We start from the raw sequence: 23,709 nt of genomic DNA, 5'->3' as shown, positions 1-23,709 counted from the left end.
TCTTTTTTTATTTTTGCCCTTGAATCAAGACTTATTTCCTTAGAACGCACCATTTTATGCAGCCGAAAAAAACATCTGTCTGGAAAAGTATCCGTAATATTTTTGACCAAATACACTTGTATGCTGGTTTGATCTCTGGTTTGGTGGTGATCGCCGTTTGTCTCAGTGGGACAATATATGTGTACAATACTGAGATCCGTGAGTTTATGGATTCCGAGCTGTATTTTGTGGAAGAGGCTGGAGAAAGAATGTCCGCCGACGAATTAAAATCCGAGCTTGAGGTAGCGTCCGAATCCAATGTGGTGGGAGTGATGTGGAATGAAGAGGCCGATCGTAGCGTTCAGTTTACATTGAAAAAGGAAGGTGAAGAAGGAAGAGGGAATACTTTTTACGTGAATCCCTACACTGCAAAGATCTTGGGCAACAGTTCTGACAAAACTGCCACAGGAGAATTTATGGGCTATATGTTCAGCCTGCACAGATGGCTATTGCTGGATAGAATTGAAACGCCTATACTGGAAAGTATGGGTAACCGTGATCTGGGTAGGTTTATAAATGGTGTCGCTACACTACTATTCCTTTTAGGAGTGATTACAGGAATTGTGATCTGGGTGCCAAATAAAGTAAAAAGTTGGAAGCAAGGTTTGAAAATCAAATGGGATGCTAATTGGAAGCGTGTCAACCATGATATACATAATACTTTGGCGTTTTACTCGCTGATCTTTCTGTTTATCATGGGAGCGACTGGACCTTTTTGGTCATATTCATGGTATAGAGAAGGATGGCAAAAAACTTGGGATACCTATCAGGAGCCAGCTCCCAGAGGAGAGAATGCAGGTAAGCCAAAGGCTGAGCCTAAGCCTGAGCTTTCGACTCCAGCAGTAGAAGGTAGCCTTGCTGTCCTTTCCTTGGAAGATATTTTCGCAAAGACTAATGAAGAGCTTTCTTACCAAGGAAATATCCGTGTGTCGCTACCATCAAAAGCTTCAGATCCAATCAGCGTGAGTAAATACAGAACAGGTTTTTTCGCCAGAGCAGGAGCAGATCAATTGACTTTGTCTTCAGCCGACTTGTCAGTGACTGAGGCTAATTTGTTTTCAGATTTGCCTTGGCGTCAGCAGGTGGGCAGATCGGTCAAATCACTTCACGTTGGAGATATCTTTGGTCAGTTTTCAAAGTTCCTCTGGTTTGTAGCCTGTTTGATCGCTACTTCCTTGCCAATTACAGGAACCTTGATCTGGTGGAATAAGAGAAAGAAAAAACCATCCAAGAAAAAGCCAACTCAGACAAGAGTCGCTGAAATGGCTTAACCTTTTGAAGACCTTCTGAAAGTGGAAGGTCTTTTTTTGATTTCTACTTTAACCGCAGAGGGCACGGAGGATGACGCGGAGAGCACAGCTTAGAATTTGGTGTCCTGCTTCTCCAGAAGCTGGACTTATGGGTTTTAGGACACAATCCAAGGTGACAAATTTGTCCCTTTATGGACAGACTATAGGTAGCGTTAATTTATTACGTTTTTTTCTGTGCCTTTTGGTACAGATCTATTTGTAAATATTTTAAAGGGCCGTACCTAGTGGCACAGCAAGCTTTAAATACGTTTTCCTTTCTACCCAGATTTAGTCCCTAGCGGGACATTTGCTTTTTTCTACAAACTTTAAGAGAATCTTAAGCCGCAGAATTACCGACCTTGATTTGATTTGCTAACTTTTGCGAAGCAAAAACAATAACAAGAGATTTGAAGAGAAATCAGCCATATCACATCATTTCCCTTAATGTGATTTTAGCTGCGACCTTTGCGTGACCTTCGCGCTCTCTGTGGTAAATAAATAATCATGCGAATTTTAGTCGTAGAAGATGAACCGGGAATTTCCAGCTTTTTGAAACAAGGGCTGGAGGAGGAATCCTATTCCGTGGACGTAGCTGAAAACGGTGTGAAGGGCCTTGAACTTTCGCTTACGGGAAACTATGATCTTTTGCTGCTGGATTGGATGCTTCCTTTGAAAAGTGGAGTTGAAGTCTGTAAGGTGTTTAGAAAGCAATTTTCGGATACTCCGGTTATTTTTCTTACAGCAAAAGATACAGTAGAGGAAACTATCTCTGGACTGCAATCAGGGGCTAATGACTACATCAAAAAGCCATTTCATTTCGAAGAATTGCTAGAACGAATTCGAGTGCAATTGAGAACAAAGGCTGTCTCTGAAGAAAAATATACGCTTGGGCCTATTACGCTTTTCACTGACAGGCATCAAGTTATTAAAGACGAGGAAGAGATTCAGCTGACTCAAAAAGAGTTTGCTTTGCTGGAATACCTCATGAAAAACAAGAATCAGGTTTGCCGACGTACACAGATTATAGAGAATGTTTGGGATATTCATTTCGACTATAATACCGGAGTAATTGACGTTTTCATGAATTCACTAAGGAAAAAGTTGAGTTTCAACACCAACGAAGATTACATTCAGACCATCCGTGGAGTTGGCTACATTGCTAAAGATCTATGAATGTTTCTTATAAAGAACGTATAGCTAGAAGATTGACCTTGGTCACAGCATTGATTGTGCTGGTGGTATTTGCGATTATCTATCTCGTCGTAGATTTCACTGTTATCCAAAGCATAGACCGGGAGTTGAAGTTGGAAACGGATAAGCATGTAGGCCAGATTTTTTTGGTGAATGGAGAGATTCGTTTTGTGCACAAAGATGAATGGCTGGAGCAGGAACATAGTCAGATTCAGCTTAATCCCATCTTTATTGAGATTGTAGATATGCAGGGCATTTCCATGGATAGATCTCCCAATCTGGGAGAGAATCATCTTAGCTTTTATCCTGACCGCGCAAAAAACCATGAGGCTTGGACGCTAAAGACGGGAAGCAGGGAAGTGCGACAAATGCAGATTCCACTTAATCATGCCGGCAAACAGGAGGGCTATATGCTGGTAGCGAAGTCATTCGAAGATGCCCGACAATTGCTCAATAACCTCCGGAATATACTTCTGATTTTATACCCTGGGATTCTAATTTCCTTGTTCTTGGCCATGCGCTTTTTAGCAGGAAAAAGTATTCAGCCTATCAAGAAGATCATTCAGAAGACTAATCTCATTTCACAAAGTAACCTGAATGAACGAATTCCCGTCGCTGAGCCAAATGATGAAATTGCTCAGCTCACACGATCTATCAATGACTTGCTGGCCAGGCTGGAACAATCGCTTATTCGGGAGAAGCAGTTTACCTCGGATGCTTCGCACGAATTGAGAACGCCGCTGGCAGTGATGCGGGGAACGCTTGAAGTGTTGATTCGTAAGCCCAGGACTTCGGAGGAATATGTCGAGAAGATCAAAATGGCTTTGGTGAGCATAGATCGCATGTCTGAGATGATTGATCAGCTGCTATCGCTGGCTAGAGCAGGGAAGGGTAAAATGAGTAGGGAAGAGGTTGAGCTAGTTTCTTTTACCCAGAACTTTGTGAAGCAACTACAGAAGGATTCTGGCCGGGAAATCACATTTGAAACCAATCTTTCTACACCACTTTTTACACATGTAAATGAAAAGTCCCTGCAAATGATCCTAAATAACCTAGGTCAAAATGCAGTGAAGTACTCCGATCAATTGACGGGAATTCAGGTACAGGTTGGCAGCCACGAAGGAGCTCCTTTTATAGCAATTAAAGATGAGGGAAAAGGAATAGCGACTGAATCATTAGATAAGATTTTTGATCCATTTTATAGAGAGATTTCCGATTCCAGCAGTTCGATTCAAGGCCTTGGTTTAGGGCTGGCAATAGTGAAAAAACTTGCGCTTGAATCGGATATTCAGCTAGAAGTGGATAGTGAAAAAGGAAAAGGCTCCGAGTTCAGGTTGATTTTTATGCAAGAGATTTAAGGTAATCTTAAGGGAGTTTTTCAGGCTTTGAGAAGCCGTTCGTCCATTTTTGTTATTCAATTTGTTTTCCACTTGAGTGCCAGTTTTAAAGATTAAAGCATCATAAGTTTAGCGAAGCCTCAGCGAAGAGGCAACTTCGGTCATCGGTCATCGGTCTTCCGTCTGCTAAAACAAAGAATGTAGATCTCTGGCATAAATGCGGATAATCATTTTCAATTACAACCCCTCGCATGTTAGATCGAATTATACAATGGAGTATAGGGAATAAGCTTATCATTTCCATTTTTATAGCCACTTGGATAGGTTTTGGACTCTTTGCTCTGAGCAATCTTCCTATTGGCGCGGTGCCTGATATCACTTCCAATCAGATTCAGGTGATCACTACCTCCAGAAATCTTGCAACGGAGGATGTGGAGAAATACCTGACCTATCCGGTGGAACTGGAGATGGCCAACCTTCCTGGAGTCGTCGAGATTCGCTCTATTTCCAAATTTGGACTTTCGGTAGTTACGATCGTTTTCGAAGATGAAATGGGGACTTACCTTCCCCGACAACTGGTTGCTGAGCGGATCAAAATAGCTGAAGAAAGTATTCCGGAAGGTTTTGGTACTCCTGTCATGGGACCTATTTCTACTGGTCTTGGGGAGATTTTTCAGTACGTAATTGACGTAGAGCCAGGCTTTGAAACTGAGTATGACATCACTGATTTGCGGACTATACAGGATTGGGTGGTGCGCCGTCAGCTTTCTGGGATAGAAGGTGTGGTGGAAGTGAATACCTGGGGCGGTTTCCTAAAGCAATACGAGGTGGCAATCAATCCTGAGCGATTGAAAGGGATGCAGATTGACATCGCCGAGGTTTATCATGCGATGGAAATGAATAATTCAATCGCTGGCGGAGGCTATATAGAAAAGACTAACGAGAGCTTTTTTATCAGAGGAGAGGGCTTGGTATCTACCTTGGAGGACATAGGGAATATTGTTGTGGAGGTGAGAAACGGCTCCCCAATTTACATCCGGGATATAGCTGAAGTTGGCTTTGGTCATGCAAATAGATTTGGCGCAATCACAGCCAATGGTGAGGGGGAAAAAGTCCTAGGTCAGGTGATGATGCTGAAAGGAGCTGATTCCAAAGGAACGATAGATCGGGTGAAAGAACGACTGGAAGAAATGAAATCCTCCCTTCCAGATGGAATTGTTATCAATGGTTTCTTAGATAGGTCTGAACTGATCGGTAAAACTACATTCACCATTGCTGAAAACCTGATTTTAGGTTGTCTGATTGTGGTCTTTGTAGTAGTGCTTTTGCTGGGCAATTTCCGGTCTGGTCTGGTAGTCGCCTCTGTGATACCTTTAAGTTTGCTCTTCGCACTTTCGATGATGTACATTTTCGGTGTTGATGCCAATCTGATGAGTTTGGGGGCAATTGACTTTGGGATTATTATTGATGGAGCTGTGATTATTGTGGAGTTTATCGCATTCCAATTTACCCGAGCTGACCATCAGTTGGCAGGACTTTCCAAGGCTCAAAAGCAGGAGAAGAAGGATGAGATTTCCTTTACTGGAGCTTCCAAAATGATGCATTCGGCGATTTTTGGGCAGATCATCATCATTATCGTATTTATCCCGATTCTATCGCTGACCGGTGTAGAAGGCAAGATGTTCAGACCAATGGCGGAGGTGTTTTCCTTTGCTTTGATTGGTGCCATGATTCTGGGATTGACCTACGTTCCAGTAGTTTCCTCACTTTTTCTCAAAACAACTCCTCCTGGTCCGAAAAATATTTCTACCAGAATTATCAATGGACTAAACAAAATTTACGAGCCTGCAATTACCTGGGCACTGGATCATACTAAAGCAGTGCTGATCACGGCTTCGGGATTGCTGGTGGGCACGATATTGATTTTCTCTACCATGGGCTCCGAGTTTGTGCCAACTTTGGATGAAGGGGATTTTGTGATTCAACCTTTTTTGAAAACAGGAACTACGCTGACCAATACCGTGGAGACTATCACGGAGATTGAGAAAATCCTGAAACAATTTCCTGAGGTAAATCAGGTAGTGACTCGCATTGGTGCGGCTGAAATTCCCACTGACCCCATGTCTATGGAAGAAAGTGATGTGATTGTGACCTTGAAACCGCACTCAGAATGGACGACGGTGGAGACTAAAGATGAGCTTGCAGAGAAATTCAAGGAGGCGTTGGAAGTCATTCCTGGAATGGAATATGAGTTCACACAGCCAATAGAAATGCGCTTCAATGAGCTGATCACCGGTGTTCGGGCAGATTTGGCGATCAAAGTTTTCGGAGAGGATTTGGATGTTTTGCTTAGCACGGCTGAGCAAATCGAAGCTGCGATCCAGGGAGTAGAAGGAGCTGCAGATATTGTTTTGGAAAAAGTGGATGGTCTTCCTCAGATGAAAATCGAGTACAACCGAGGCAAAATAGCCAAGTTCGGATTGAATATTTCGGACCTGAATGAGGTGGTGACTATGGGATTTGCCGGCATGAGTGCGGGGAAAGTTTTTGAAGGGGAAAAGCAATTTGATCTTGTGGTGAGGTTTGCGGAGCCATTTCGAAAGGATATCCGACACCTGGAGCAGGCCTCTATCCAATTGCCAAATGGTGGTTCGGTGCCGCTTTCAGAGCTGGCTACCATCAGCTACACAAAAGGCCCTGCAAAAATCTCACGTGACAATACGCAGAGAAGAGTAGTAATCGGAGTGAATGTGAGAAATCGTGATTTGCAGTCGGTGGTGGATGATGTGCAAGCCATTGTAGCCAATCAGATAGATATTCCTGAGGGGTACCGAGTGGATTATGGAGGCCAGTTTGAAAACTTACAACAAGCTAGAAACAGACTGATGATCGCAGTTCCAATTGCACTCTTTCTGATTTTCGTACTGCTTTATTTCGCGTTCTCTTCTTCTCGGGATGCATTGATGATTTATTCCGCTATTCCGCTTTCGGCGATTGGTGGAGTACTGCTGCTTTGGGCGAGAGATATGCCTTTCAGTATTTCTGCCGGTGTGGGATTTATCGCTCTTTTCGGAATAGCCGTTCTCAATGGAATCGTACTAATTGAACATTTCAAATCCATGGAATCACACTATATAGATATCAAAGATCTGGTGATCAAAGGAGCTAAAGAACGTTTGAGGCCAGTATTACTTACAGCTTCAGCAGCCGCATTGGGCTTTTTGCCTATGGCTATTTCCAATTCAGCAGGAGCAGAAGTTCAACGGCCACTTGCCACGGTAGTGGTAGGAGGGTTGATTTCTGCGACTTTTCTGACACTGATAGTTCTCCCTGTTTTATATGTTTTGTTTAAAAGCAAATCAGGTTCTTCTTTAGGCTCCTCCAAAAAAGTACTGAGTTCCTTAGTATTGATTATTTTGGTTTCTTTCGCAGGAAAAGCACAAGAAGGCCCACTCACCTTGGAACAGGCTGTGGATATAGGAATAGAGAGAAACCTAAATCTTCAGGCGGCAGACAAGTCACTGGAAATGGCAAATGCCAAAATCGGGCAAGGCTGGAATCTCGATAAAACCAATGTTTACTACGCGGTTGATAAAAATGATATAGCCGAAAACGGAATTTATAACCGGAGGTGGGGCATAAGTCAAAGTATAGCTTTTCCCACACTTTATGGGGCTCAGAAAAAAGCGCTCGAAGCAGGAGCAGAGATGCAGCTTAATCAGTTTGAATTGCAAAAGCGAAAACTGCAGGGGGAGATCAGTAAAGCTTTTATTGAAGTGAGGTATTGGCAGGAGTTGATTGGAAACTATGAGTATCTCGATTCACTCTATGCGGAGTTTTCCCGTGCCGCTTCGCGAAAATTTGAAACTGGTGAAAGCAATTATCTTGAAAAATTGACCGCTGAAGGGAAGCGTCAGGAAATCAAACTGAAAAAGTCTGAGGCTAATGAAAATTACCTGATGGCGATGGATCAGTTGAAGCTTGTACTGAACTGGGAAGGCGACCTGATACTTGCAACCGATGAGATTGACTTAGATGTTTCTATGATGGAAGATTGGTCATTGCATCCGGGTGTGGAGTATTATGAAAGTGCTGTGAATCAGTCTCAATTCCAGATCCAGAGCGAAAAGCGAAAACTTCTCCCGGATATTAATTTAGATGTTTTTCGAGGAACAAACCCTGGTGAAAACGCTAAAGTTTATCCTGGATTTCAGGCAGGAATTTCACTTCCGCTTTTCTTCGGAGCACAGAAATCCCATGTGAAAAGCAGCGAATTTCAACAGCAAAAAATACAACTGGAAGCTGAGCAGTACAGAAATCAATTGGAAAACCGGGCTCAGCAGCTACATCGTCAACTGGATCAGAATATCCGAGTCATAAACTATTATGAAGCAGAAGGCAAAACACTTTCACTTCAAATCCTCCAGCAGGCTCAGCGATCCTATCAGGAAGGGGAAATTGACTTCCTTCAATACGTGCAGCTGATGGAGAATTCCAGGACGATCACCCTTCAATACCTACAAAGCAAATTTGCTTATCAACAAACTATTTTGGACATCAACTACCTTCTGAACTGATGAAGAATATCTATATCAAAACATTCCTTAACGCTACAGTTTTAGCCAGCAGTCTTTTATTTGTTCAGTGTACAAGCTCAGGAGAATCCGATTCTGATGGCGTAGAAGTGGAAGCCGGTACTTCATCTGGACCTTTTATCACGGTTTCTCAGAAGCAATTTGAGACGATGAAAATGAAATGGGGCAGCCCCAAAATGGAGGAGTTCTCGGAAGGACTTTCTGTTCAGGGAATGGTGAAAGTTCCGGTTGAGGGAATTCAGGAAATATCGGCTTTTTTCGGTGGCTATGTAAGTGGTCTGAATAAACTGGAAGGTGAACCAGTGCGAAAAGGAGAAGTGCTTTTCTACCTGGAAAATACAGATTTCATCCGCTTGCAGCAGGATTATTTGGAGGCAAGCAGTCAATTGAATTACCTAAAAGCAGAATTCGAACGACAAGAGACCTTGTTTGGGGAGAAGATCGCTTCTCAGAAAAACTACCTAAAAGCTGAAGCAGACTATCAGGCGACCAAAGCTAAAGCCGAAAGCTTGAAGCGTCAATTGGCACTGATCAATATCAATGCTGATCAATTGAAGCCAGAGAATATCCGTTCCAAAGTTCCTGTTCTATCGCCAATTGCAGGTTTTGTGGATGGGATACATTTAGTGCAGGGCTCGTTTTTGTCTGTAGGTGGAAAAGCCATGACGGTTATCAGCAAAGAGCATTTGCATATAGAATTGGTGGTGTTTGAGAAGGATGCGGGCAATATTCATAAGGGTCAAAAAGTACTGGTGACCATACCTGACATCCCTGGTAAGACCTTGGAAGCAGAAGTGTTTGTCGTAGGTCAGTCAATCAATAACGAGCGTCAAATCAACGTACATGCGCATTTGCCGGATGAAAAAGAGGATGCTTTACTTTTTCCCGGAATGTTCCTAGAGGCGAAATTGATCCAGGATCCTAAGGAAGCATGGGTTGTTCCAGTGACATCCGTAGTGGTATCAGAAGGAGAAAGCTATGTACTTGTGCAGCGTGAAAAGACTGAGGTAGGCTTTAAGCTGGAAAAAATTGCTGTTAAAACCGGCTTGGAAAGTGATGGTATGATCGAGCTTTTGCCTAATGAAGCGCTTGACGAGAATACAGTGATTTTGACATATGGCGGGTTTAATTTGTTGCCTTAGTTGAAAGGAGTCGTTTGTGGCGACACAAACGAAGTAGAAAGTGTTTCATCCAAACTTCTGACCACATCTAATGATTATTATTTTTCCTTAATTTTCAAAGAAACAGACTCCAGAACCTTGAAAGTTATCTTCAGAGGATAACTACTTGTCTTCAGAAGGTAAAAAGTTATCCTCTGAGGTTAATTAATTGTCCTCTAAGGATAACTCACTGACCTTAAAGGCAGACTGGTTTTCTTCTGAGGTAGATTAATTGTCTTGTTCGCAAAACTACTTGTCTTCCGTAGTCAAAATGTTATTCTAATTACCGAACTGACTTCCCACAGAGGAGAAAAAGTTGGCTTCCGGACAGAGTTACTTGTCTAAAAATGGAGGAAAGTTAAGTTCTGAGTATAATTGACTGGGTTCAGCAGGTTCCTTAGCATCAGAAGTAATTGGTTGAGAAGTTTTGATTGAGTTTATCATGATCTGCTGCCGCTTCCATGGATTTTATTAACTAGCTAGCTTGATTTTTAAAAGTTTGTAAACAGAGCAAAACCAATCTTTCTCCACTGGCTTTTCGGGAGCCAATTAATTAGGTTTAATTTTTAATAGTTTCCATCGCTTTTATGAAGAGAAGAAAGTTTATCAGAAATACCATCATAGGTGCGGCAGGCATCGGTGTTGGAACTGCTCTATATTCTTGGCAGGTTGAGCCTTTTTGGCTTGAGCTTGTAAAGAAAAAAATGCCAATCCAGAATCTGCCCGATGAGTTAAAGGGAAAAACTTTGATGCAGATCAGCGATGTTCATATTGGAAATAGATTTGACTATCAGTATATCATAGACTCATTCAAGAAGGCACAGCAACTGGAACCGGATTTTGTGGTTTATACGGGAGATTTTGTCAGCTATGAAGATGAGCGACAATTCAGCCAATTAGCAGAAGTCTTGCCCCATGCAGTCAAAGGCAAGCTTGGAACTGTTGGGATTCTTGGGAATCATGACTATTGAAAGAACTGGTCTGAGCAGGAAGTAGCAAATCAGATCAGTTCGCAACTTGAGGAGGCTGGAATACAGGTGCTATCAAATGATAAGGTGGATATCAGTGGTTTAACTGTTATAGGTTTGGATGATTACTGGGGATTGAATTTCAACCCTAACTTAATCATGAAGCGAGCTGATTTTTCCCAACCTTCTGTGGTCTTATGCCACAACCCAGATGTCTGCGACTTGGATGTTTGGCATCAGTACCAAGGGTGGATTTTGTCCGGCCATACACATGGAGGACAAGTAAGACCACCGTTTTTAGATCCGCCTATTTTACCTGTAAAAAATCCAGCTTTTTCATCGGGAGAAATAGATCTGAAAGATGGAAGGACTCTTTACATCAACAGGGCGATTGGCCACCTCTGGCAAGTTCGTTTCAATGTCAGGCCAGAAATTACTTTGTTTGAACTTGAGAAGAAGGGTTGAGATTTACAATTGCTAGTATCTTGTTATCCTGCTAAGCTCAGGGTTTTGATGGGAAAAACATTAGTTTTAACAACTTTATTAACCTCACTCACTAACTCATGGAAAGAGCGAAAATTGTCGATTATTACCTTCAGAAGATCAATGACAAAGACTTTGATCTCTATGATGCCAGGAAGGAAATGGAAAAGAATAACATTGAGGAAGATGAGATAAAGATCATTATAAGACTACTTGATAATCAGATTCACCGCGGTCTAGCCCAGAAGTCATATCGGGATAAATCAAAGGAAATGATTGGGATCGGAGCAGTTTTGACATTCGTGGGAGCAATGATAACGATTGGCACTTACACAGGAATTCTCAATACTGGAGACTCGTTTTTAATCGTTTATGGTCCTGTAGTAGCGGGGATTTCCATTATGGTGGGAGGAGTCTCACTTCGAAAGAAGGTGTAAAGCAATCAGATCCTACGAAGGCTATTTTTATCATTTTAATTTTTGTCTTAGTCGGTAAGGATTATACTGGATCTACCTTTCCGGAAGCCTTTTAACCAGAAGGTAAAAAAATACAATAAGTGTAAAACTCTTCTTAAATTTTTTCAGCTTTGCATCCAGACAAGTGAGCTACTTCGTATGGTTTGATACCACATCGAATTTCTCATCGAAAATGAAAGCATGACCAACTCGAATAGAATTGCCCATATAGAGCAAGAAATAGCTGACCTGAGAAGCCAATTACAGCATCACCCGCTTTACAGTAATCTTCAAAATCTCAATGATATCCGCCTTTTTATGGAAAACCATGCCTTTGCAGTATGGGATTTCATGTCTTTGCTAAAGGCACTTCAGGTGAAATTGACCAATGTGCAGATCCCTTGGACACCGAACCAAAACCCTGCATTGGCGAGATTTATCAATGAGATCGTTCACGGAGAGGAAAGTGACATCAATGAATTGGGCGAGCCCAAAAGCCATTATGAAATGTACTTGGACGCGATGTTTCAGATTGGTGCGGGTACACATCAGATTCAAAGATTTGTTCAATATATACAGGAGGGGAAGTCAGTAGCTGAGTCCTTTGAGGAAGTTCAGGTTGATGAGAGCGTGGAAGATTTTGTAAAATTTTCTTTCGCAGTGATAGCAACTCAAAAACCGCATCTCATAGCTTCTGCGTTTACTTTCGGAAGGGAAGATGTGATTCCGGATATGTTTATTTCTATCCTAAAGCAGGCGGATGCAGAGAATGTGCAATACAATAAACTTCGATATTATCTGGAGCGACACATAGAGCTGGATGGAGACGAGCACGGTCCTTTATCTTTAAAAATGATATCAGAGCTTTGTGGTAACGACGATCAGAAATGGGAAGAAACATTGGAAGTGGCTAAGCAGGCACTTCAGCAAAGAATTTCGCTTTGGGATGGCATCGCTAAGCAGATCGCCAAAGAAGAATTGGTATAAGGGTTTACTAAATTGCTTGCCATGGAATGGAGAAAGGATGACTATATTATCTCAACGGCTAAGGATAAATTGGATAGAAGGTTTATCCATAATTTCCTTACCACAGAATCTGGCTGGGCAAATGGGATAAGTTTTGAAACCGTGAATAAGGCGATAGATAATTGTCTGAACTTTGGTGTTTATCATCTAGAAGAGCAAATAGGGTACGCCAAAGTCATCTCTGATTTTTCTACTATCGCTTATTTAGGAGATGTGTTTATCCTGGAAAATTATCGAGGTTTAGGCCTGAGCAAATGGCTGATGGAAAGTATTATTTCACATGAGGAATTGCAAAACCTGAGACGCTGGATTCTGCTGACGAATACAGCCCCTTGGCTCTATGAGAAATATGGTTTCACTCCTCTTGCTAACCCTGATTTCTACATGGAGCGGCACAATCCCAAAGTATATGATCTACCTGATCAGTAAAATTCATCCAGAGGAATATTCCGAAGTAGTAGAGCTTTGGGAGGCTTCCGTCCGTGCAACGCATGAATTTTTATCGGAAGAAAATATTCTGTTCTTCAAACCACTAATCTTGAAAGAGTATTTGAAAGCAGTGGATTTGAACTGCGTAAGGGATGATGCGGGAGTGATTCTGGGTTTTTCTGGAGTAGCTGAAGGTAATTTGGAAATGCTTTTTGTGCATCCTGATCATGCAGGTAAAGGAATTGGGAAGAGGCTATTGAATCATGTAATTATGAGTCAACACGTCACCAAAGTGGATGTGAATGAACAAAATCCGAAAGCAACTCAATTCTATCTGAAAAATGGTTTTGAAATCATCGGTCGCTCAGAACTGGATGGGACGGGCAAGCCTTACCCAATTTTGCATCTGGAGCTGCTCAGCCAAGCTTAAATTGGCTAGGCAATTCCCTTTCACTTGATATCGGATTTGATGCTTATCTTGAGGGTCAGTTATCGAATTATAGCTAATAGGTCATGAAAAGCAAACTCATCAAAATCTTTTTAAGATTGGCAATCTCGCTCTCATTTTTGTCAGCAGTGGCGGATCGTTTTGGAATGTGGCCGGCGGAGGTATCTGTCTGGGGGAATTGGAAAAGTTTCGTGGATTATACCGCAATTATAAATCCTTGGGTGCCGGATACAATTATTCCAGCATTAGCCACTATTGCCACAGCCATAGAAATAGTATTAGGAATATTCTTGTTGATTGGCTTTAAAACCGAGTTGACTGCAAAGCTGAGCGGATTTCTGATGCTGATATTTGCACTATCTATGACTTTCTCTATTGGCATCAAAAGTGGTTTTGACTATTCTGTATTTACAGCTTCGGCAGCGGCTTTTGGTTTGAGCTTGCTCAAAGAGAAATACCTGGAAGTGGATAGTTTGATAATTAAGAAATAAGGTTTTGGCAATATGTATATCCGCTTTTCTGCCAGTAAGGAGGCTAAAGCAATATAGGATATGTTAAAAATAATAATTGAGGCCGCTTCGGCCTGTCCCGCTACTGCGGGAGTCTTCGGTCATCGGTCTTCCGACCTGATTATCGAAGGATCTAAGGTAACTTGCATCATTGAGGGTAATCATATTTGGCAATAGTTTCTCACTTTATTTTTTATACCTTAATGGAATTACAATAAACTTTAACCGACTAACAAAATGAACATTACACTTGATCAAGCTGATTTAGCCATTTCAGCAGCAAAAGACAAAGCTTTAGATTTGGACACTAAAATGAATATTGCGGTTGTTGACGCAGGTGCAAACCTAGTTGCTTTTGCCCGAATGGATGGGGCCTGGTTAGGTTCGCTGGATATCGCTATTAAAAAGGCCAAAACGGCACGTTATTTTGATATGAATACCGGAATGATAGGGGACTTATCCCAACCAGGTGGACCACTTTATAATATTGAGCATTCCAATGGTGGGTTGATCACTTTCCCGGGAGGAATTCCGATTAAAGATGAATCGGGAACAATCATAGGAGCTATAGGCGTGAGTGGGAGTTCGGTGGATAATGATCATTCTGTTGCTAGTGCCGGAGCAAAATCAGTTTAATCTTTGACTTAATACTCTTTTAGTAAATTGAAAAGCCAAGATGGGAGCTCCTATCTTGGCTTTTTTAATTTAGAGGGAATACGAGTTTTTACTATTTTTATAAATGGAATTAAAGTCAAACCCAGAAGTTGAACTAGTTTTTTCAAACTATCCAGATTCAGTTCGTGATAAAATGTTAAACCTTCGAAAGTTGGTTTTGGAGGTGGCTGAAGAAATTGAGCTGAACAGCTTAGAGGAAACACTCAAGTGGGGTGAACCTAGTTTTCTTGCAAAGAAGGGAAGTACAATTCGGATGGACTGGAAAGCAAAAAGCCCTGAGCAATATGCGATGTATTTCAAGTGTACCAGTAAATTAGTGCCTAGTTTTCGCTTGGCTTACGATGAAATATTTGAATATGAGGGCAACCGTGCGGTTGTTTTTAAGTTGGATGAAGAAATCCCTGAAGCTGAGTTGAAGAACTGCATTAAAGCTGCGCTGACTTATCATCAGGTGAAGAATTTGCCGATGCTGGGATTATAGGTTTTTTACTAGGGTTGGTTTATTTTTTATCTATGTATCGTGCCTACGGCACTCTACTTTCATACTTATGTACTTTGCAAGGGGTTGATCCCGATAGCTATCCTTGCTACAAGATGAGCCAAGCCTACGGCTTTGTTCTGCTGTAAGGTCTGCGGCTTTTGTCATCGACTATTGGATTAGAGCCATAGGCTCGACCTATTTTGTAACCATGGACTTCAGTCCATGAACCTGAAGTTGGGAGTGCAGCCATGAGAACCGTAGGTTCGGTGCATGTTTTTCCTGAAGAAATATTAAATTGATAGGAGGTTTTAAAAAGTCAAAATCATAATCAAGGCTTCTATAAACTTCTTAAACATGGCTAATACTTATCATCAAATCTATCTGCAAGCAATTTTCGCTGTGAAATTTAGAAATGCAGTATTGCATAAATCGTGGCGTCCAAAACTCCAAGGAGTTTTAGGTAATTTAATAAATGAGACGGGCTGCAAAACCATTATTGTGAATGGTGTTGAGGATCATGTTCACTGTTTTTTAGGTTTGAAACCAGTGGTTTCGGTTTCTGAATTAATGAAAACCGTAAAAGCAAAATCCTCAAAATATATCAACGATCACCATTTAACACGAGATCACTTTGAGTGGCAAGATGGATATGGTGTCTTTTCTTACAGTCACTCTCAGATTGACCGAGTATTCAAATACATAGAAAATCAGGAGGAGCATCACAAAAAGCAAACGTTCAAGGAGGAGTATTTAGAATTGCTTAAAAAGTTTAAAATTGATTACGATGAAAAGTATGTTTTTCAGGATTTGATATAAGGTGAAATTGTGCTTTGTATCTAGAATAAATGTCCCGTGCCCACGGCACTCGGGTCCCCTAGTTAGCCTCAGTGGATGGGGCTGAAGCCCCGTCCTACAAGATGAGCCGTACCTACGGTACTCAGTTTTTTAAAGATGATACAAGATGTGCTGTGCCTAGCCGGTAGGCAAGGACTACGGCATTTGTGCAAAGGGAGGCCGAGTCGTTTTCATAGGGATTTTAGAGTAGAATTAGGATGCTACAGGATACTAAGTAAGATTGAGCTTTTCTTCCTATTTTAGAAACTATGGAAAATAATCTGTCGCTTCAAAAACTACTATTTTGCCTTTTCATTTTAATGGGTTCTTCTGCATTTGCGCAGCAGGACAGGCCTAATATCATTTTTATCCTTACCGATGACCAGCGTTGGGATGCGCTGGGGTTTTCAGGGAATACTATCATCCAAACACCGGAAATGGACAAGTTGGCATCGCAGGGTGTTTACTTCAAAAATGCCTTTGTCACCACGCCGATTTGCGCAGCCAGTAGAGCAAGCGTATTGACAGGACTTTATGAAAGGACCCATGGCTATACTTTTGGCCAGGTGCTGAATGAAGGATACGCTCAGAATTCCTATCCGGCTCAATTGAAAAAGTTAGGCTATGAAACAGGGTTTTTCGGAAAGTTTGGAGTGAATTATCCTGGGTTTGAAGCCCTTTTTGATCAAGGAGATTCCTACGACAGAGATGTGAAATATCCTGATCGCAGGGGCTATTTCTATAAGACGATAAATGGCGATTCAGTCCATCTTACTAAATATACTTCCTACCAAGCGCAGGAATTTATCAAGAATCAAACCACTGATAAGCCTTTTATGCTTTCACTGAGTTTCTCAGCTCCACATGCACACGACCCTGCAGCCGATCAATACTTCTGGTCTGAAGATGTGGATCATTTATACTCTGATATTAAGTTCCCAAAGCCTCTTTTAGGCAAGGAGAAACACTTTGAGCAGCAGCCAGAATACGTGAAAACCGGAGAGAATCGTACCCGCTGGTACTGGCGATATGATACTTCAGAGAAATACCAACAGAGTATGAAGGGATATTATAGAATGATCTCAGAAGTGGATCTGGAGATCGGCAAAATCCGCAAGACACTCGCCGAGATAGGTATGGATAAAAATACGGTGATCATCTTCATGGGAGACAATGGCTACTTCCAAGGAGAGCGGCAGCTCGCAGGAAAATGGCTGATGTATGACAATTCACTCCGCGTGCCGATGATTATTTATGATCCGAGACATCCTGGACATCGAACGATTTCTGACTTCGCGTTGAATATCGATATAGCACCAACTATACTAGAATTTGCAAATGGACTAATTCCAGAAGAATATCAGGGGATAAGTCTGGCGGATTATGTGATTGGCCATAATCCGGCAATTGACAGGACGGATTTTGTAGCTGAGCATCTTTGGGAAGTGACTATCATACCGGCTAGTGAAGGCCTGAGAACAAAAGAATGGAAATATTTTAGGTATCAGGATGATATGGATTGGGAGGAGTTATATGACCTAAAAAATGATCCCTTGGAGATCAAAAATTTGGCAGGAACCCCCCGTTTTAGTCAGATCCTAACAGAAATGAGAGAGGTTTTTGAACGGCAAGTGCGGGAATTAGAGGCTGAGAAAATTGATTAAGGGGCATTCTTTGGGGTACTGTGATAGACTGAATACTCAATTCTTAAGTTCACTTCTCCTTTAATGCCTCACCCTCAAATTCAATCCCCTCCCATCCAGTTTCCATAAAATTTCTGATATTTTGATGGTCTGAACCTTCTGGGTTTTTCAATACATCTTTTCGATAGTAATCTCCAAATAAGCTGAGCATTTCTGAGGGAGTTAGGTTTTGAAGCTTGGCAAAGGAAAATATCTTGCAGCTGCCGTTATTTTGTCCGGCCTCGTTTACTGTATTTCCATTGGTGAAGCGGGTGGGAGTGAAGGTGAAATTTGCGTCGATATAAGCAATCACTTCAGAGAAAACAATAGTATTTGGTGCCTGTGAGATCTGTTCTAGTAAATTCATAATAGTTGATTTTGCGCAAGATGGGGAGATTTTAGAAAATATACAGTGGGTTCTGTAATATGCTCAGTCGGAGTCGCAGGTTGATGAATGCTGATTCCAGACTAATTATCATGTTCTCTGACCTTTATCTTTGTGTCGGGAACAATGATTTCTTCCTCTATTGATTCTTGATCAAAAGTTGATAAATCCGGCTGACCGGCGATAACCCAAGCGGTAAACCAGAAATCAGCGATCATTTTGATTGACTTTTTCATTTGCCGCTCGATCTGGCTGTCCAATGTAAGAGCGTAGGCTTCTGTGAACTCTCTAGAGTAAACCCTCACGGTTAAATTGTTGCGCTCTTCATAACTGAATTTTTGATCAGGAGAAAAGCTTTTCGTCAATTCTCTCTCTATTGCCAGCACACTGTCAACTTGGGTATGTGCAGCCGCCACAGCATCCCAGAGAGCCTGCTGGGGATCGTTCACGTACTCCGCCTGACCTACCCAAAGTGGATAGTCTTTGGCTTGAAGTTCGGGAACCCGACTTTCCCAGAAGCCATGGATTCCAACTTGATCAGTGAGCTGTCCATTGTAATTCACTGTGGTGTGGAGCGGGACATTCAAATCTCCTATGTAATGCCCCAAGTCAGCAGAAAGTCTCAGGATAGCTGCTGAGTTTTTGGTTTCGAAAGCTTTCGTAAGGTTTAGGAAAGTGAAATAGGCAGACCAAGGTCCGATTCCATTCATTCTTAAGCTGTCTTCTGAAAATTTTTCTACCGCTTCATTCCAGTATTTTGGAAGAATTTGCAAAGCAGAATCGCCATAAAAATCCAAATCTATGTAGTGCTTTTCAGCTTCCCCTTCCACTGCATACCTCCTTCGGTCAGGATTCACAGCATTCTCGGTAATGTATTGGATCTGAGGTTTGTAAAAGCCAATCATTTCCTCAGGTAGGGAAAAGACCGCAAGTCTATTGATGAGGGAATGTGCATAAAATCCCCAAGTACTAAGTGTCCCTGAAATCAAAATCAAAGAAAAAATGCTAGCTATAAAAAATCTCATGCCTAAAAATAATCAAAATCTTTGTCAGACAAATGAATGGATAATCGGTATATTTGCCACGTAATCGAGGGTTTTGCCAAATTATTGGATTTGAAAAGGACTGCTATGATAGGGAATGTTTAAAATTCCTTTGGCAGATTTAATAAATTACAATAACTTTGCACTCCGATTCGGAATAGGGACACGTAAAGAAATTCAATTATAATTAAGATATGGCAAATCACAAATCAGCTCTGAAGAGAATTCGTGCTAACGAAGCTAAGCGTTTGAGAAACAGATATCAGGCTAAAACAACTAGAACTTTCATCAAAAGATTGAAAGCAACTACTGACAAAGTAGAGGCTTCTGAACTTTATAAGAAAGTATCTTCTATGTTGGACAAGTTGGCTAAGAAGAATGTGATTCACAAGAACAACGCAAGTAACAAAAAATCAAGATTGGCCAAGTTCGTTTCCGCGCTAGGTTAATCCGAAAAGATTTTATTTCTCTAAAACCCTGCTGGTCAGGGTTTTTTTTGTGCCCTGAAGTACTTAAATTCATAGCTCACTTTTTGATTGATCGCTATGGATACTTATTCCTCTATCAAAATTTCCCAGCTCGCAGAAGAAGATCGCCCACGGGAGAAGCTTTTGCTCAAAGGCAGATCAGCCTTGACCGATGCTGAACTGATCGCTATTCTAATCGGATCCGGGACTCCTTCGGTCAGTGCGGTTGATCTTTCTAAGCATATTCTTGCAACGGTCAATTATGATTTGCGAGCTTTGGCAAAGCTGTCAATCCAGGATCTGAAGAAATTCAAAGGAATAGGTGAAGCCAAAGCCATTTCCATAATTGCAGCCATGGAGTTAGCTAGAAGGAGGAAGGATTCAGAGCCAGTAGCAAAGCCAAAGATCACCTGCTCCCAGGATATTTATGACCTGATGCGTCCGGAACTACTCGATGCGCACGTGGAGTATTTTTATCTCATCTTGCTCACCCGAAGTAATCATGTGATGAAAAAGCATCTCGTTTCCCAAGGGGGGACAGCCGGGACAGTCGTGGATCCCAAGGTTGTTTTTAAGATTGCGTTAGAGCATCTCGCACAGTCCGTTATTTTGGTTCACAACCATCCGAGTGGCAATATTTTTCCTTCCGATCAAGACAAGCGACTCACACAGCGTCTTGTTCATATCGGTCGGGAATTGGATTTGACCGTCCTTGACCATGTGATTTTTACAGATAGTGGCTACTTTAGCTTCGCCGATGACGGTACACTCTGATTTTATGAAGAACAATACAATTATACTCCTGATTATCTCCGTAGTGGTTTTGGCTGCGGTAGTTTACACCTTGACGGGAACTGAAAGTCCCGAAGATTACATAGAACGAATTGAAGCTGAGCGTGAAAGACAGTTTAAATTCATCCGATTCAATTTTGAATCCCCTCTCACAGATGAGCAGAAGGCTTCTTTTACAAAATTGAATTTTTACCCTATCGATCCCACATACAAAGTAAAGGCTCGCATGGTGCCTATAGAAGACAGAAAAGTGAGGGAAGTGCCGCTTACGGACGGGACCAAAGAAAAGTACATCGAGCATTCCTGGGCTGAATTTGAGCTGAATGGCAAATCCGAAAAGCTTTTGCTTCTACAGGCCATGAATGAGCCTGATAAACGGAATTTCTTTTTGGCTTTTGCAGATGCTACCAGCGCCGAGGAAACTTATGGAGGAGGTAGATATATCAATGCCCGCCAAGATGGGAAAAACAGTATTACGATTGATTTCAATTTAGCTTACAATCCCTATTGTGCCTATAATCCGGATTATGGCTGTCCGCTTCCTCCGAAAGAAAATCTGCTGGATATCGCAATTCCGGTTGGAGAGAAAAATTACGACAAATAGCCTTTCTGCCTAGTTCAAATCTCTTAAATTTGTACGCATTATTGAATAAAATGGGGTTTTCGAACCCCTTTTGTTTATCACGCAGATCAATTTTGATTTGCACTATTTAGTTTTACTGATGAAGATTTCTATTAATCGATTAAAAAAATATATCCCTCACACCGAATCTGCGGAGGAAATCGGGGCATTGCTGACCCAATCCGGCTTGGAAGTGGAAGGTCTTGAAGAATTCGTCTCCGTAAAAGGAGGTCTTGAAGGCATCGTGATAGGAGAGGTATTGACCTGCGAAAAGCATCCCAATGCTGATAAGCTAAGCATTACCACCGTGGATATAGGAACTGGGATCTCTCCGATTGTTTGCGGAGCGCCAAATGTTGCCAAAGGCCAAAAAGTACTGGTTGCCACTGTGGGAGCTACGCTTTATCCTTCTGAAGGAGATTCCTTTCAGATCAAAAAAGCAAAGATCAGAGGCGAGGTTTCCGAAGGAATGATCTGTGCTGAGGACGAACTTGGACTTGGTTCCAGCCACGCAGGAATTATGGTCCTAGACACGGACTTGCCGAATGGTACTCCTGCTTCTGAATACATTGAGATAGGTCAGGATCAGGTTTTGGAAATCGGTTTGACACCAAATCGTGCAGATGCGGCTTCACACTTGGGAGTTGCGCGTGATTTGAAGGCACTTTTGGGAAAAGATTTAGTGATCGATATGGCACCTGAATTGAACCTAGAGGCTGCTGGCCCTGCTATTCAGGTAGAAGTAGAAAACACTGCTGATTGCCCGCGCTATGCAGGTGTAGTGATCACAGATTTGAAAGTTGGGCCATCTCCCGCTTGGCTTCAGAATTTCCTGAAAGCTCTGGATTTGGAGCCTATCAATAACGTAGTGGATATTACCAATTTCATTTTACATGATTTGGGTCAGCCGCTCCACGCCTTTGACACGGCTAAAATTTCCGAAGGAAAAATCATCGTAGGCAAGCTTCCAAAGGATACAGAGTTTGTGACTTTGGACGAAAAGAAACGCATGCTTTCCGGTGAGGAACTGATGATCAAAGATCCAAAAGGCGGGCTGTGTATCGCTGGGGTTTTTGGTGGCGAGGACTCTGGTGTATCTGATAGCACTACTTCTATTTTCCTGGAGTCGGCTTATTTTTCTCCGGACATCGTCAGGAAAGGAAGTCAGTTTCATGGCTTGAAAACAGATGCTTCTTTCCGATTCGAAAGGGGGACAGATCCAAATATGCCAGTTTATGCGCTGAAAATGGCGGTGAAACTTTTGCAGGAAATCGCCGGTGGAAAGGTGAGCTCTGAGTTAATTGATATTTATCCTGAGCCAATCCAGGATTTCGTGATCGATGTTAATTACGGGCATATCAATCGCCTGATTGGAAAGAAAATCGAGCCTGCTCAGGTGAAGTCGATTTTGGAAAGTCTGGAGATCAAAGTAGAAAATGAAACCGCAGAAGGTTTCACAGCTACAGCCAAGCCTTACCGTGTTGACGTTACCCGTGAAGCGGATATTATCGAGGAGATTTTGAGAATTTACGGTTTCCACAATGTGGCCCTTTCCGAAAACCTCAGAACCGACTACCTCGCTGAGCATCCTGTGAAAGATCTGAACAAGTTACAATATCGCCTTACTGAGATATTGACAGGTCAGGGCTACTACGAGATGATCACCAATAGCTTGACTAAGTCCACTTATGCCGAGAAGTCTGGCTTCTTGGATCCAAAAGACAGCGTAGTTATTTACAACAAGCTAAGCGAAGACTTGGACGTGATGCGTCAGAGTTTGCTGTACTCAGGCTTGGAAGTGTTGGCTAGAAATATAAACCGTCGTCAGACTGATTTGAAATACTTCGAGTTTGGTACCGTTTATCATAAGACTGAAGAAGGATATGCAGAGAGCAGAAGGTTGTCACTTTTCCTTACCGGGAAAAAGACTGCTGAAAGCTGGTTGGAGCCGAGCAAGAGTTTTGCATTTCCAGACATTTACTCCACCGTGGAAAGCATTCTGGAGAAGCTAAATGTGCAGGCTGGAGACCTTACTATGGTTGAGACTGCTCCTTTCGCTTATGGCCTGAAAATCATGCTTGGTCAGAAGGAATTGGCTACAATTGGCTTGCTTGATGATAAGATTTTGAAACAGGCTGAAGTGAGACAGGAAGTTTGGTACGCTGATTTGAACTGGGATTTGCTTTGCAAAAAAGCTGCTGGTTTGAAGAAGTTTGAGGAGATCTCTAAATTCCCTGAGGTTCGTAGGGATTTGTCTTTGGTGATTGACAAAACGGTCAGTTATGATCAGGTGAAATCAGTGGCTACGAAGTTTGGTGGAAAATTATTGAAAAGAATTGGTGTCTTTGATGTGTATCAGGGAGACAAGATTGATGCAAGTAAAAAGGCCTATGCATTAAGTTTTCACTTACAAGATCAGGAAAATACGTTGACCGATAAGGTAATTGACAAAACTATGAGTAAATTGATTCAAGCCTTTGAGAAAGAGGTAGGTGCTTTGATAAGAACATAGAAATGATTCAAGAGGAACTGCAAAAATTAGAGAAACTAGCGCTACAGGCGAGTAGCAAATTGCTGGAGATAAGTGAGGAGAACCAGCAATTGAAGCAAAAATTATCCGAAGTAAGTAGTGCTTTGGATAAAAAAGAGCAGGAAATCGAACATTTTAAAAATAAAATTAAAATTAGTAACATTGTGGACAACCAACCGGTGAATCCGGAACAGTCAACTGAAATGAGTGACCTAATCAATAATTATATACAAGAAATCGATCATTTAATCACCTACTTATCTGAGTGA

24 protein-coding genes are annotated in these 23,709 nt (G+C 41.9%); 21 read left to right on the top strand and 3 right to left on the bottom strand.

The window, feature by feature from the left end; translation table 11 throughout:
• Positions 1-56: 56 nt before the first annotated feature.
• The 14 genes from BM386_RS19670 to BM386_RS19610 all read left to right on the top strand — a co-directional run bounded on the left by BM386_RS19670 (position 57) and on the right by BM386_RS19610 (position 15,085).
• Positions 57-1,310 (top strand): PepSY-associated TM helix domain-containing protein, encoded by a 1,254-nt coding sequence (locus tag BM386_RS19670; protein ID WP_091697363.1) that lies wholly within the window; start codon positions 57-59, stop codon positions 1,308-1,310.
• Positions 1,311-1,832: 522 nt separating this feature from the next.
• Positions 1,833-2,501 carry a response regulator transcription factor gene (locus BM386_RS19665; protein WP_091697361.1) on the top strand — a complete coding sequence of 223 codons (669 nt, stop codon included), beginning with the start codon at positions 1,833-1,835 and terminating at the stop codon, positions 2,499-2,501.
• Positions 2,498-3,877 carry a sensor histidine kinase gene (locus BM386_RS19660; RefSeq protein ID WP_091697359.1) on the top strand — a complete coding sequence of 460 codons (1,380 nt, stop codon included), beginning with the start codon at positions 2,498-2,500 and terminating at the stop codon, positions 3,875-3,877. Before BM386_RS19665 ends, BM386_RS19660 begins: the two co-directional genes overlap by 4 nt.
• A 230-nt stretch (positions 3,878-4,107) precedes the next feature.
• Positions 4,108-8,433: a CusA/CzcA family heavy metal efflux RND transporter gene (locus BM386_RS19655; RefSeq protein WP_091697357.1), complete on the top strand. Its 4,326-nt coding sequence runs from the start codon at positions 4,108-4,110 to the stop codon at positions 8,431-8,433.
• Positions 8,433-9,593 (top strand): efflux RND transporter periplasmic adaptor subunit, encoded by a 1,161-nt coding sequence (locus tag BM386_RS19650; RefSeq protein WP_091697356.1) that lies wholly within the window; start codon positions 8,433-8,435, stop codon positions 9,591-9,593. Before BM386_RS19655 ends, BM386_RS19650 begins: the two co-directional genes overlap by 1 nt.
• Positions 9,594-10,198: 605 nt before the next feature.
• A complete protein-coding gene (locus BM386_RS23840; RefSeq protein WP_211482933.1) occupies positions 10,199-10,582 on the top strand; it encodes a metallophosphoesterase in 384 nt (127 codons plus the stop codon).
• Positions 10,583-10,738: 156 nt separating this feature from the next.
• The gene (locus tag BM386_RS23835) at positions 10,739-11,044 is read left to right on the top strand and encodes a metallophosphoesterase family protein (protein WP_211482932.1); all 306 of its coding nucleotides are present in this window, start codon (positions 10,739-10,741) and stop codon (positions 11,042-11,044) included.
• Positions 11,045-11,142: 98 nt separating this feature from the next.
• Complete coding sequence (locus BM386_RS19640) at positions 11,143-11,499, top strand: hypothetical protein (protein WP_091697354.1); 357 nt, start codon at positions 11,143-11,145, stop codon at positions 11,497-11,499.
• A gap of 219 nt (positions 11,500-11,718) precedes the next feature.
• On the top strand, positions 11,719-12,504 hold the full coding sequence (locus BM386_RS19635; RefSeq protein ID WP_091697352.1) for a DUF3050 domain-containing protein: 786 nt from the start codon (positions 11,719-11,721) through the stop codon (positions 12,502-12,504).
• Positions 12,505-12,525: 21 nt separating this feature from the next.
• Complete coding sequence (locus tag BM386_RS19630) at positions 12,526-12,972, top strand: GNAT family N-acetyltransferase (RefSeq protein ID WP_091697351.1); 447 nt, start codon at positions 12,526-12,528, stop codon at positions 12,970-12,972.
• Complete coding sequence (locus BM386_RS19625) at positions 12,953-13,402, top strand: GNAT family N-acetyltransferase (RefSeq protein WP_091697349.1); 450 nt, start codon at positions 12,953-12,955, stop codon at positions 13,400-13,402. Before BM386_RS19630 ends, BM386_RS19625 begins: the two co-directional genes overlap by 20 nt.
• 83 nt (positions 13,403-13,485) lie before the next feature.
• On the top strand, positions 13,486-13,911 hold the full coding sequence (locus BM386_RS19620) for a DoxX family membrane protein (protein WP_091697347.1): 426 nt from the start codon (positions 13,486-13,488) through the stop codon (positions 13,909-13,911).
• A 255-nt stretch (positions 13,912-14,166) separates the two neighbouring features.
• Positions 14,167-14,565 carry a GlcG/HbpS family heme-binding protein gene (locus BM386_RS19615; RefSeq protein ID WP_091697346.1) on the top strand — a complete coding sequence of 133 codons (399 nt, stop codon included), beginning with the start codon at positions 14,167-14,169 and terminating at the stop codon, positions 14,563-14,565.
• 103 nt (positions 14,566-14,668) lie between these two features.
• A complete protein-coding gene (locus tag BM386_RS19610; protein WP_091697344.1) occupies positions 14,669-15,085 on the top strand; it encodes a DUF1801 domain-containing protein in 417 nt (138 codons plus the stop codon).
• A 124-nt stretch (positions 15,086-15,209) separates the two neighbouring features.
• Here BM386_RS19610 and BM386_RS24020 read toward each other — a convergent pair whose 3' ends face one another.
• Positions 15,210-15,335 (bottom strand): hypothetical protein, encoded by a 126-nt coding sequence (locus tag BM386_RS24020; RefSeq protein ID WP_280141022.1) that lies wholly within the window; start codon positions 15,333-15,335, stop codon positions 15,210-15,212.
• 104 nt (positions 15,336-15,439) lie between these two features.
• On the opposite strand from BM386_RS24020, the gene tnpA reads away from it, so the two are divergent.
• Positions 15,440-15,901, top strand: a complete 462-nt coding sequence (gene tnpA, locus BM386_RS19605) for an IS200/IS605 family transposase (RefSeq protein ID WP_091697343.1) — start codon at positions 15,440-15,442, stop codon at positions 15,899-15,901.
• 287 nt (positions 15,902-16,188) lie between these two features.
• On the top strand, positions 16,189-17,583 hold the full coding sequence (locus tag BM386_RS19600; RefSeq protein ID WP_091697341.1) for a sulfatase family protein: 1,395 nt from the start codon (positions 16,189-16,191) through the stop codon (positions 17,581-17,583).
• Between the two features lie 49 nt (positions 17,584-17,632).
• Here BM386_RS19600 and BM386_RS19595 read toward each other — a convergent pair whose 3' ends face one another.
• Together BM386_RS19595 and BM386_RS19590 are read right to left on the bottom strand one after the other, a co-directional pair.
• Positions 17,633-17,968, bottom strand: a complete 336-nt coding sequence (locus tag BM386_RS19595) for a HopJ type III effector protein (RefSeq protein WP_091697338.1) — start codon at positions 17,966-17,968, stop codon at positions 17,633-17,635.
• A 101-nt stretch (positions 17,969-18,069) separates the two neighbouring features.
• Positions 18,070-19,011, bottom strand: a complete 942-nt coding sequence (locus tag BM386_RS19590) for a zinc dependent phospholipase C family protein (protein WP_244545575.1) — start codon at positions 19,009-19,011, stop codon at positions 18,070-18,072.
• 212 nt (positions 19,012-19,223) lie between these two features.
• On the opposite strand from BM386_RS19590, the gene rpsT reads away from it, so the two are divergent.
• The 5 genes from rpsT (at position 19,224) to BM386_RS19565 (ending at position 23,709) form a co-directional block, all read left to right on the top strand.
• The gene (gene rpsT, locus BM386_RS19585) at positions 19,224-19,478 is read left to right on the top strand and encodes a 30S ribosomal protein S20 (RefSeq protein WP_057937416.1); all 255 of its coding nucleotides are present in this window, start codon (positions 19,224-19,226) and stop codon (positions 19,476-19,478) included.
• 96 nt (positions 19,479-19,574) lie between these two features.
• On the top strand, positions 19,575-20,270 hold the full coding sequence (radC, locus tag BM386_RS19580) for a RadC family protein (RefSeq protein ID WP_091697336.1): 696 nt from the start codon (positions 19,575-19,577) through the stop codon (positions 20,268-20,270).
• Positions 20,271-20,274: 4 nt separating this feature from the next.
• The gene (locus BM386_RS19575; protein WP_091697626.1) at positions 20,275-20,892 is read left to right on the top strand and encodes a DUF1684 domain-containing protein; all 618 of its coding nucleotides are present in this window, start codon (positions 20,275-20,277) and stop codon (positions 20,890-20,892) included.
• 118 nt (positions 20,893-21,010) lie between these two features.
• Positions 21,011-23,422 carry a phenylalanine--tRNA ligase subunit beta gene (gene pheT / locus BM386_RS19570; protein ID WP_091697335.1) on the top strand — a complete coding sequence of 804 codons (2,412 nt, stop codon included), beginning with the start codon at positions 21,011-21,013 and terminating at the stop codon, positions 23,420-23,422.
• Positions 23,423-23,424: 2 nt separating this feature from the next.
• Positions 23,425-23,709, top strand: coding sequence for a hypothetical protein (locus tag BM386_RS19565; protein WP_091697333.1), 285 nt, complete (start codon positions 23,425-23,427; stop codon positions 23,707-23,709).

The organism is Algoriphagus locisalis (assembly GCF_900116615.1).
Lineage (GTDB): Bacteria > Bacteroidota > Bacteroidia > Cytophagales > Cyclobacteriaceae > Algoriphagus > Algoriphagus locisalis.
This window is presented reverse-complemented; position numbering and strand designations above follow the sequence as displayed.

Coding starts and splice junctions, on each gene's coding strand:
- BM386_RS19670 (WP_091697363.1), top strand. CDS start 57: ATGCAGCCGAAAAAAACATCTGTCTGGAAAAGTATCCGTAATATTTTT.
- BM386_RS19665 (WP_091697361.1), top strand. CDS start 1,833: ATGCGAATTTTAGTCGTAGAAGATGAACCGGGAATTTCCAGCTTTTTG.
- BM386_RS19660 (WP_091697359.1), top strand. CDS start 2,498: ATGAATGTTTCTTATAAAGAACGTATAGCTAGAAGATTGACCTTGGTC.
- BM386_RS19655 (WP_091697357.1), top strand. CDS start 4,108: ATGTTAGATCGAATTATACAATGGAGTATAGGGAATAAGCTTATCATT.
- BM386_RS19650 (WP_091697356.1), top strand. CDS start 8,433: ATGAAGAATATCTATATCAAAACATTCCTTAACGCTACAGTTTTAGCC.
- BM386_RS23840 (WP_211482933.1), top strand. CDS start 10,199: ATGAAGAGAAGAAAGTTTATCAGAAATACCATCATAGGTGCGGCAGGC.
- BM386_RS23835 (WP_211482932.1), top strand. CDS start 10,739: ATGAAGCGAGCTGATTTTTCCCAACCTTCTGTGGTCTTATGCCACAAC.
- BM386_RS19640 (WP_091697354.1), top strand. CDS start 11,143: ATGGAAAGAGCGAAAATTGTCGATTATTACCTTCAGAAGATCAATGAC.
- BM386_RS19635 (WP_091697352.1), top strand. CDS start 11,719: ATGACCAACTCGAATAGAATTGCCCATATAGAGCAAGAAATAGCTGAC.
- BM386_RS19630 (WP_091697351.1), top strand. CDS start 12,526: ATGGAATGGAGAAAGGATGACTATATTATCTCAACGGCTAAGGATAAA.
- BM386_RS19625 (WP_091697349.1), top strand. CDS start 12,953: ATGATCTACCTGATCAGTAAAATTCATCCAGAGGAATATTCCGAAGTA.
- BM386_RS19620 (WP_091697347.1), top strand. CDS start 13,486: ATGAAAAGCAAACTCATCAAAATCTTTTTAAGATTGGCAATCTCGCTC.
- BM386_RS19615 (WP_091697346.1), top strand. CDS start 14,167: ATGAACATTACACTTGATCAAGCTGATTTAGCCATTTCAGCAGCAAAA.
- BM386_RS19610 (WP_091697344.1), top strand. CDS start 14,669: ATGGAATTAAAGTCAAACCCAGAAGTTGAACTAGTTTTTTCAAACTAT.
- BM386_RS24020 (WP_280141022.1), bottom strand. CDS start 15,335: ATGGCTGCACTCCCAACTTCAGGTTCATGGACTGAAGTCCATGGTTAC.
- tnpA (WP_091697343.1), top strand. CDS start 15,440: ATGGCTAATACTTATCATCAAATCTATCTGCAAGCAATTTTCGCTGTG.
- BM386_RS19600 (WP_091697341.1), top strand. CDS start 16,189: ATGGAAAATAATCTGTCGCTTCAAAAACTACTATTTTGCCTTTTCATT.
- BM386_RS19595 (WP_091697338.1), bottom strand. CDS start 17,968: ATGAATTTACTAGAACAGATCTCACAGGCACCAAATACTATTGTTTTC.
- BM386_RS19590 (WP_244545575.1), bottom strand. CDS start 19,011: ATGAGATTTTTTATAGCTAGCATTTTTTCTTTGATTTTGATTTCAGGG.
- rpsT (WP_057937416.1), top strand. CDS start 19,224: ATGGCAAATCACAAATCAGCTCTGAAGAGAATTCGTGCTAACGAAGCT.
- radC (WP_091697336.1), top strand. CDS start 19,575: ATGGATACTTATTCCTCTATCAAAATTTCCCAGCTCGCAGAAGAAGAT.
- BM386_RS19575 (WP_091697626.1), top strand. CDS start 20,275: ATGAAGAACAATACAATTATACTCCTGATTATCTCCGTAGTGGTTTTG.
- pheT (WP_091697335.1), top strand. CDS start 21,011: ATGAAGATTTCTATTAATCGATTAAAAAAATATATCCCTCACACCGAA.
- BM386_RS19565 (WP_091697333.1), top strand. CDS start 23,425: ATGATTCAAGAGGAACTGCAAAAATTAGAGAAACTAGCGCTACAGGCG.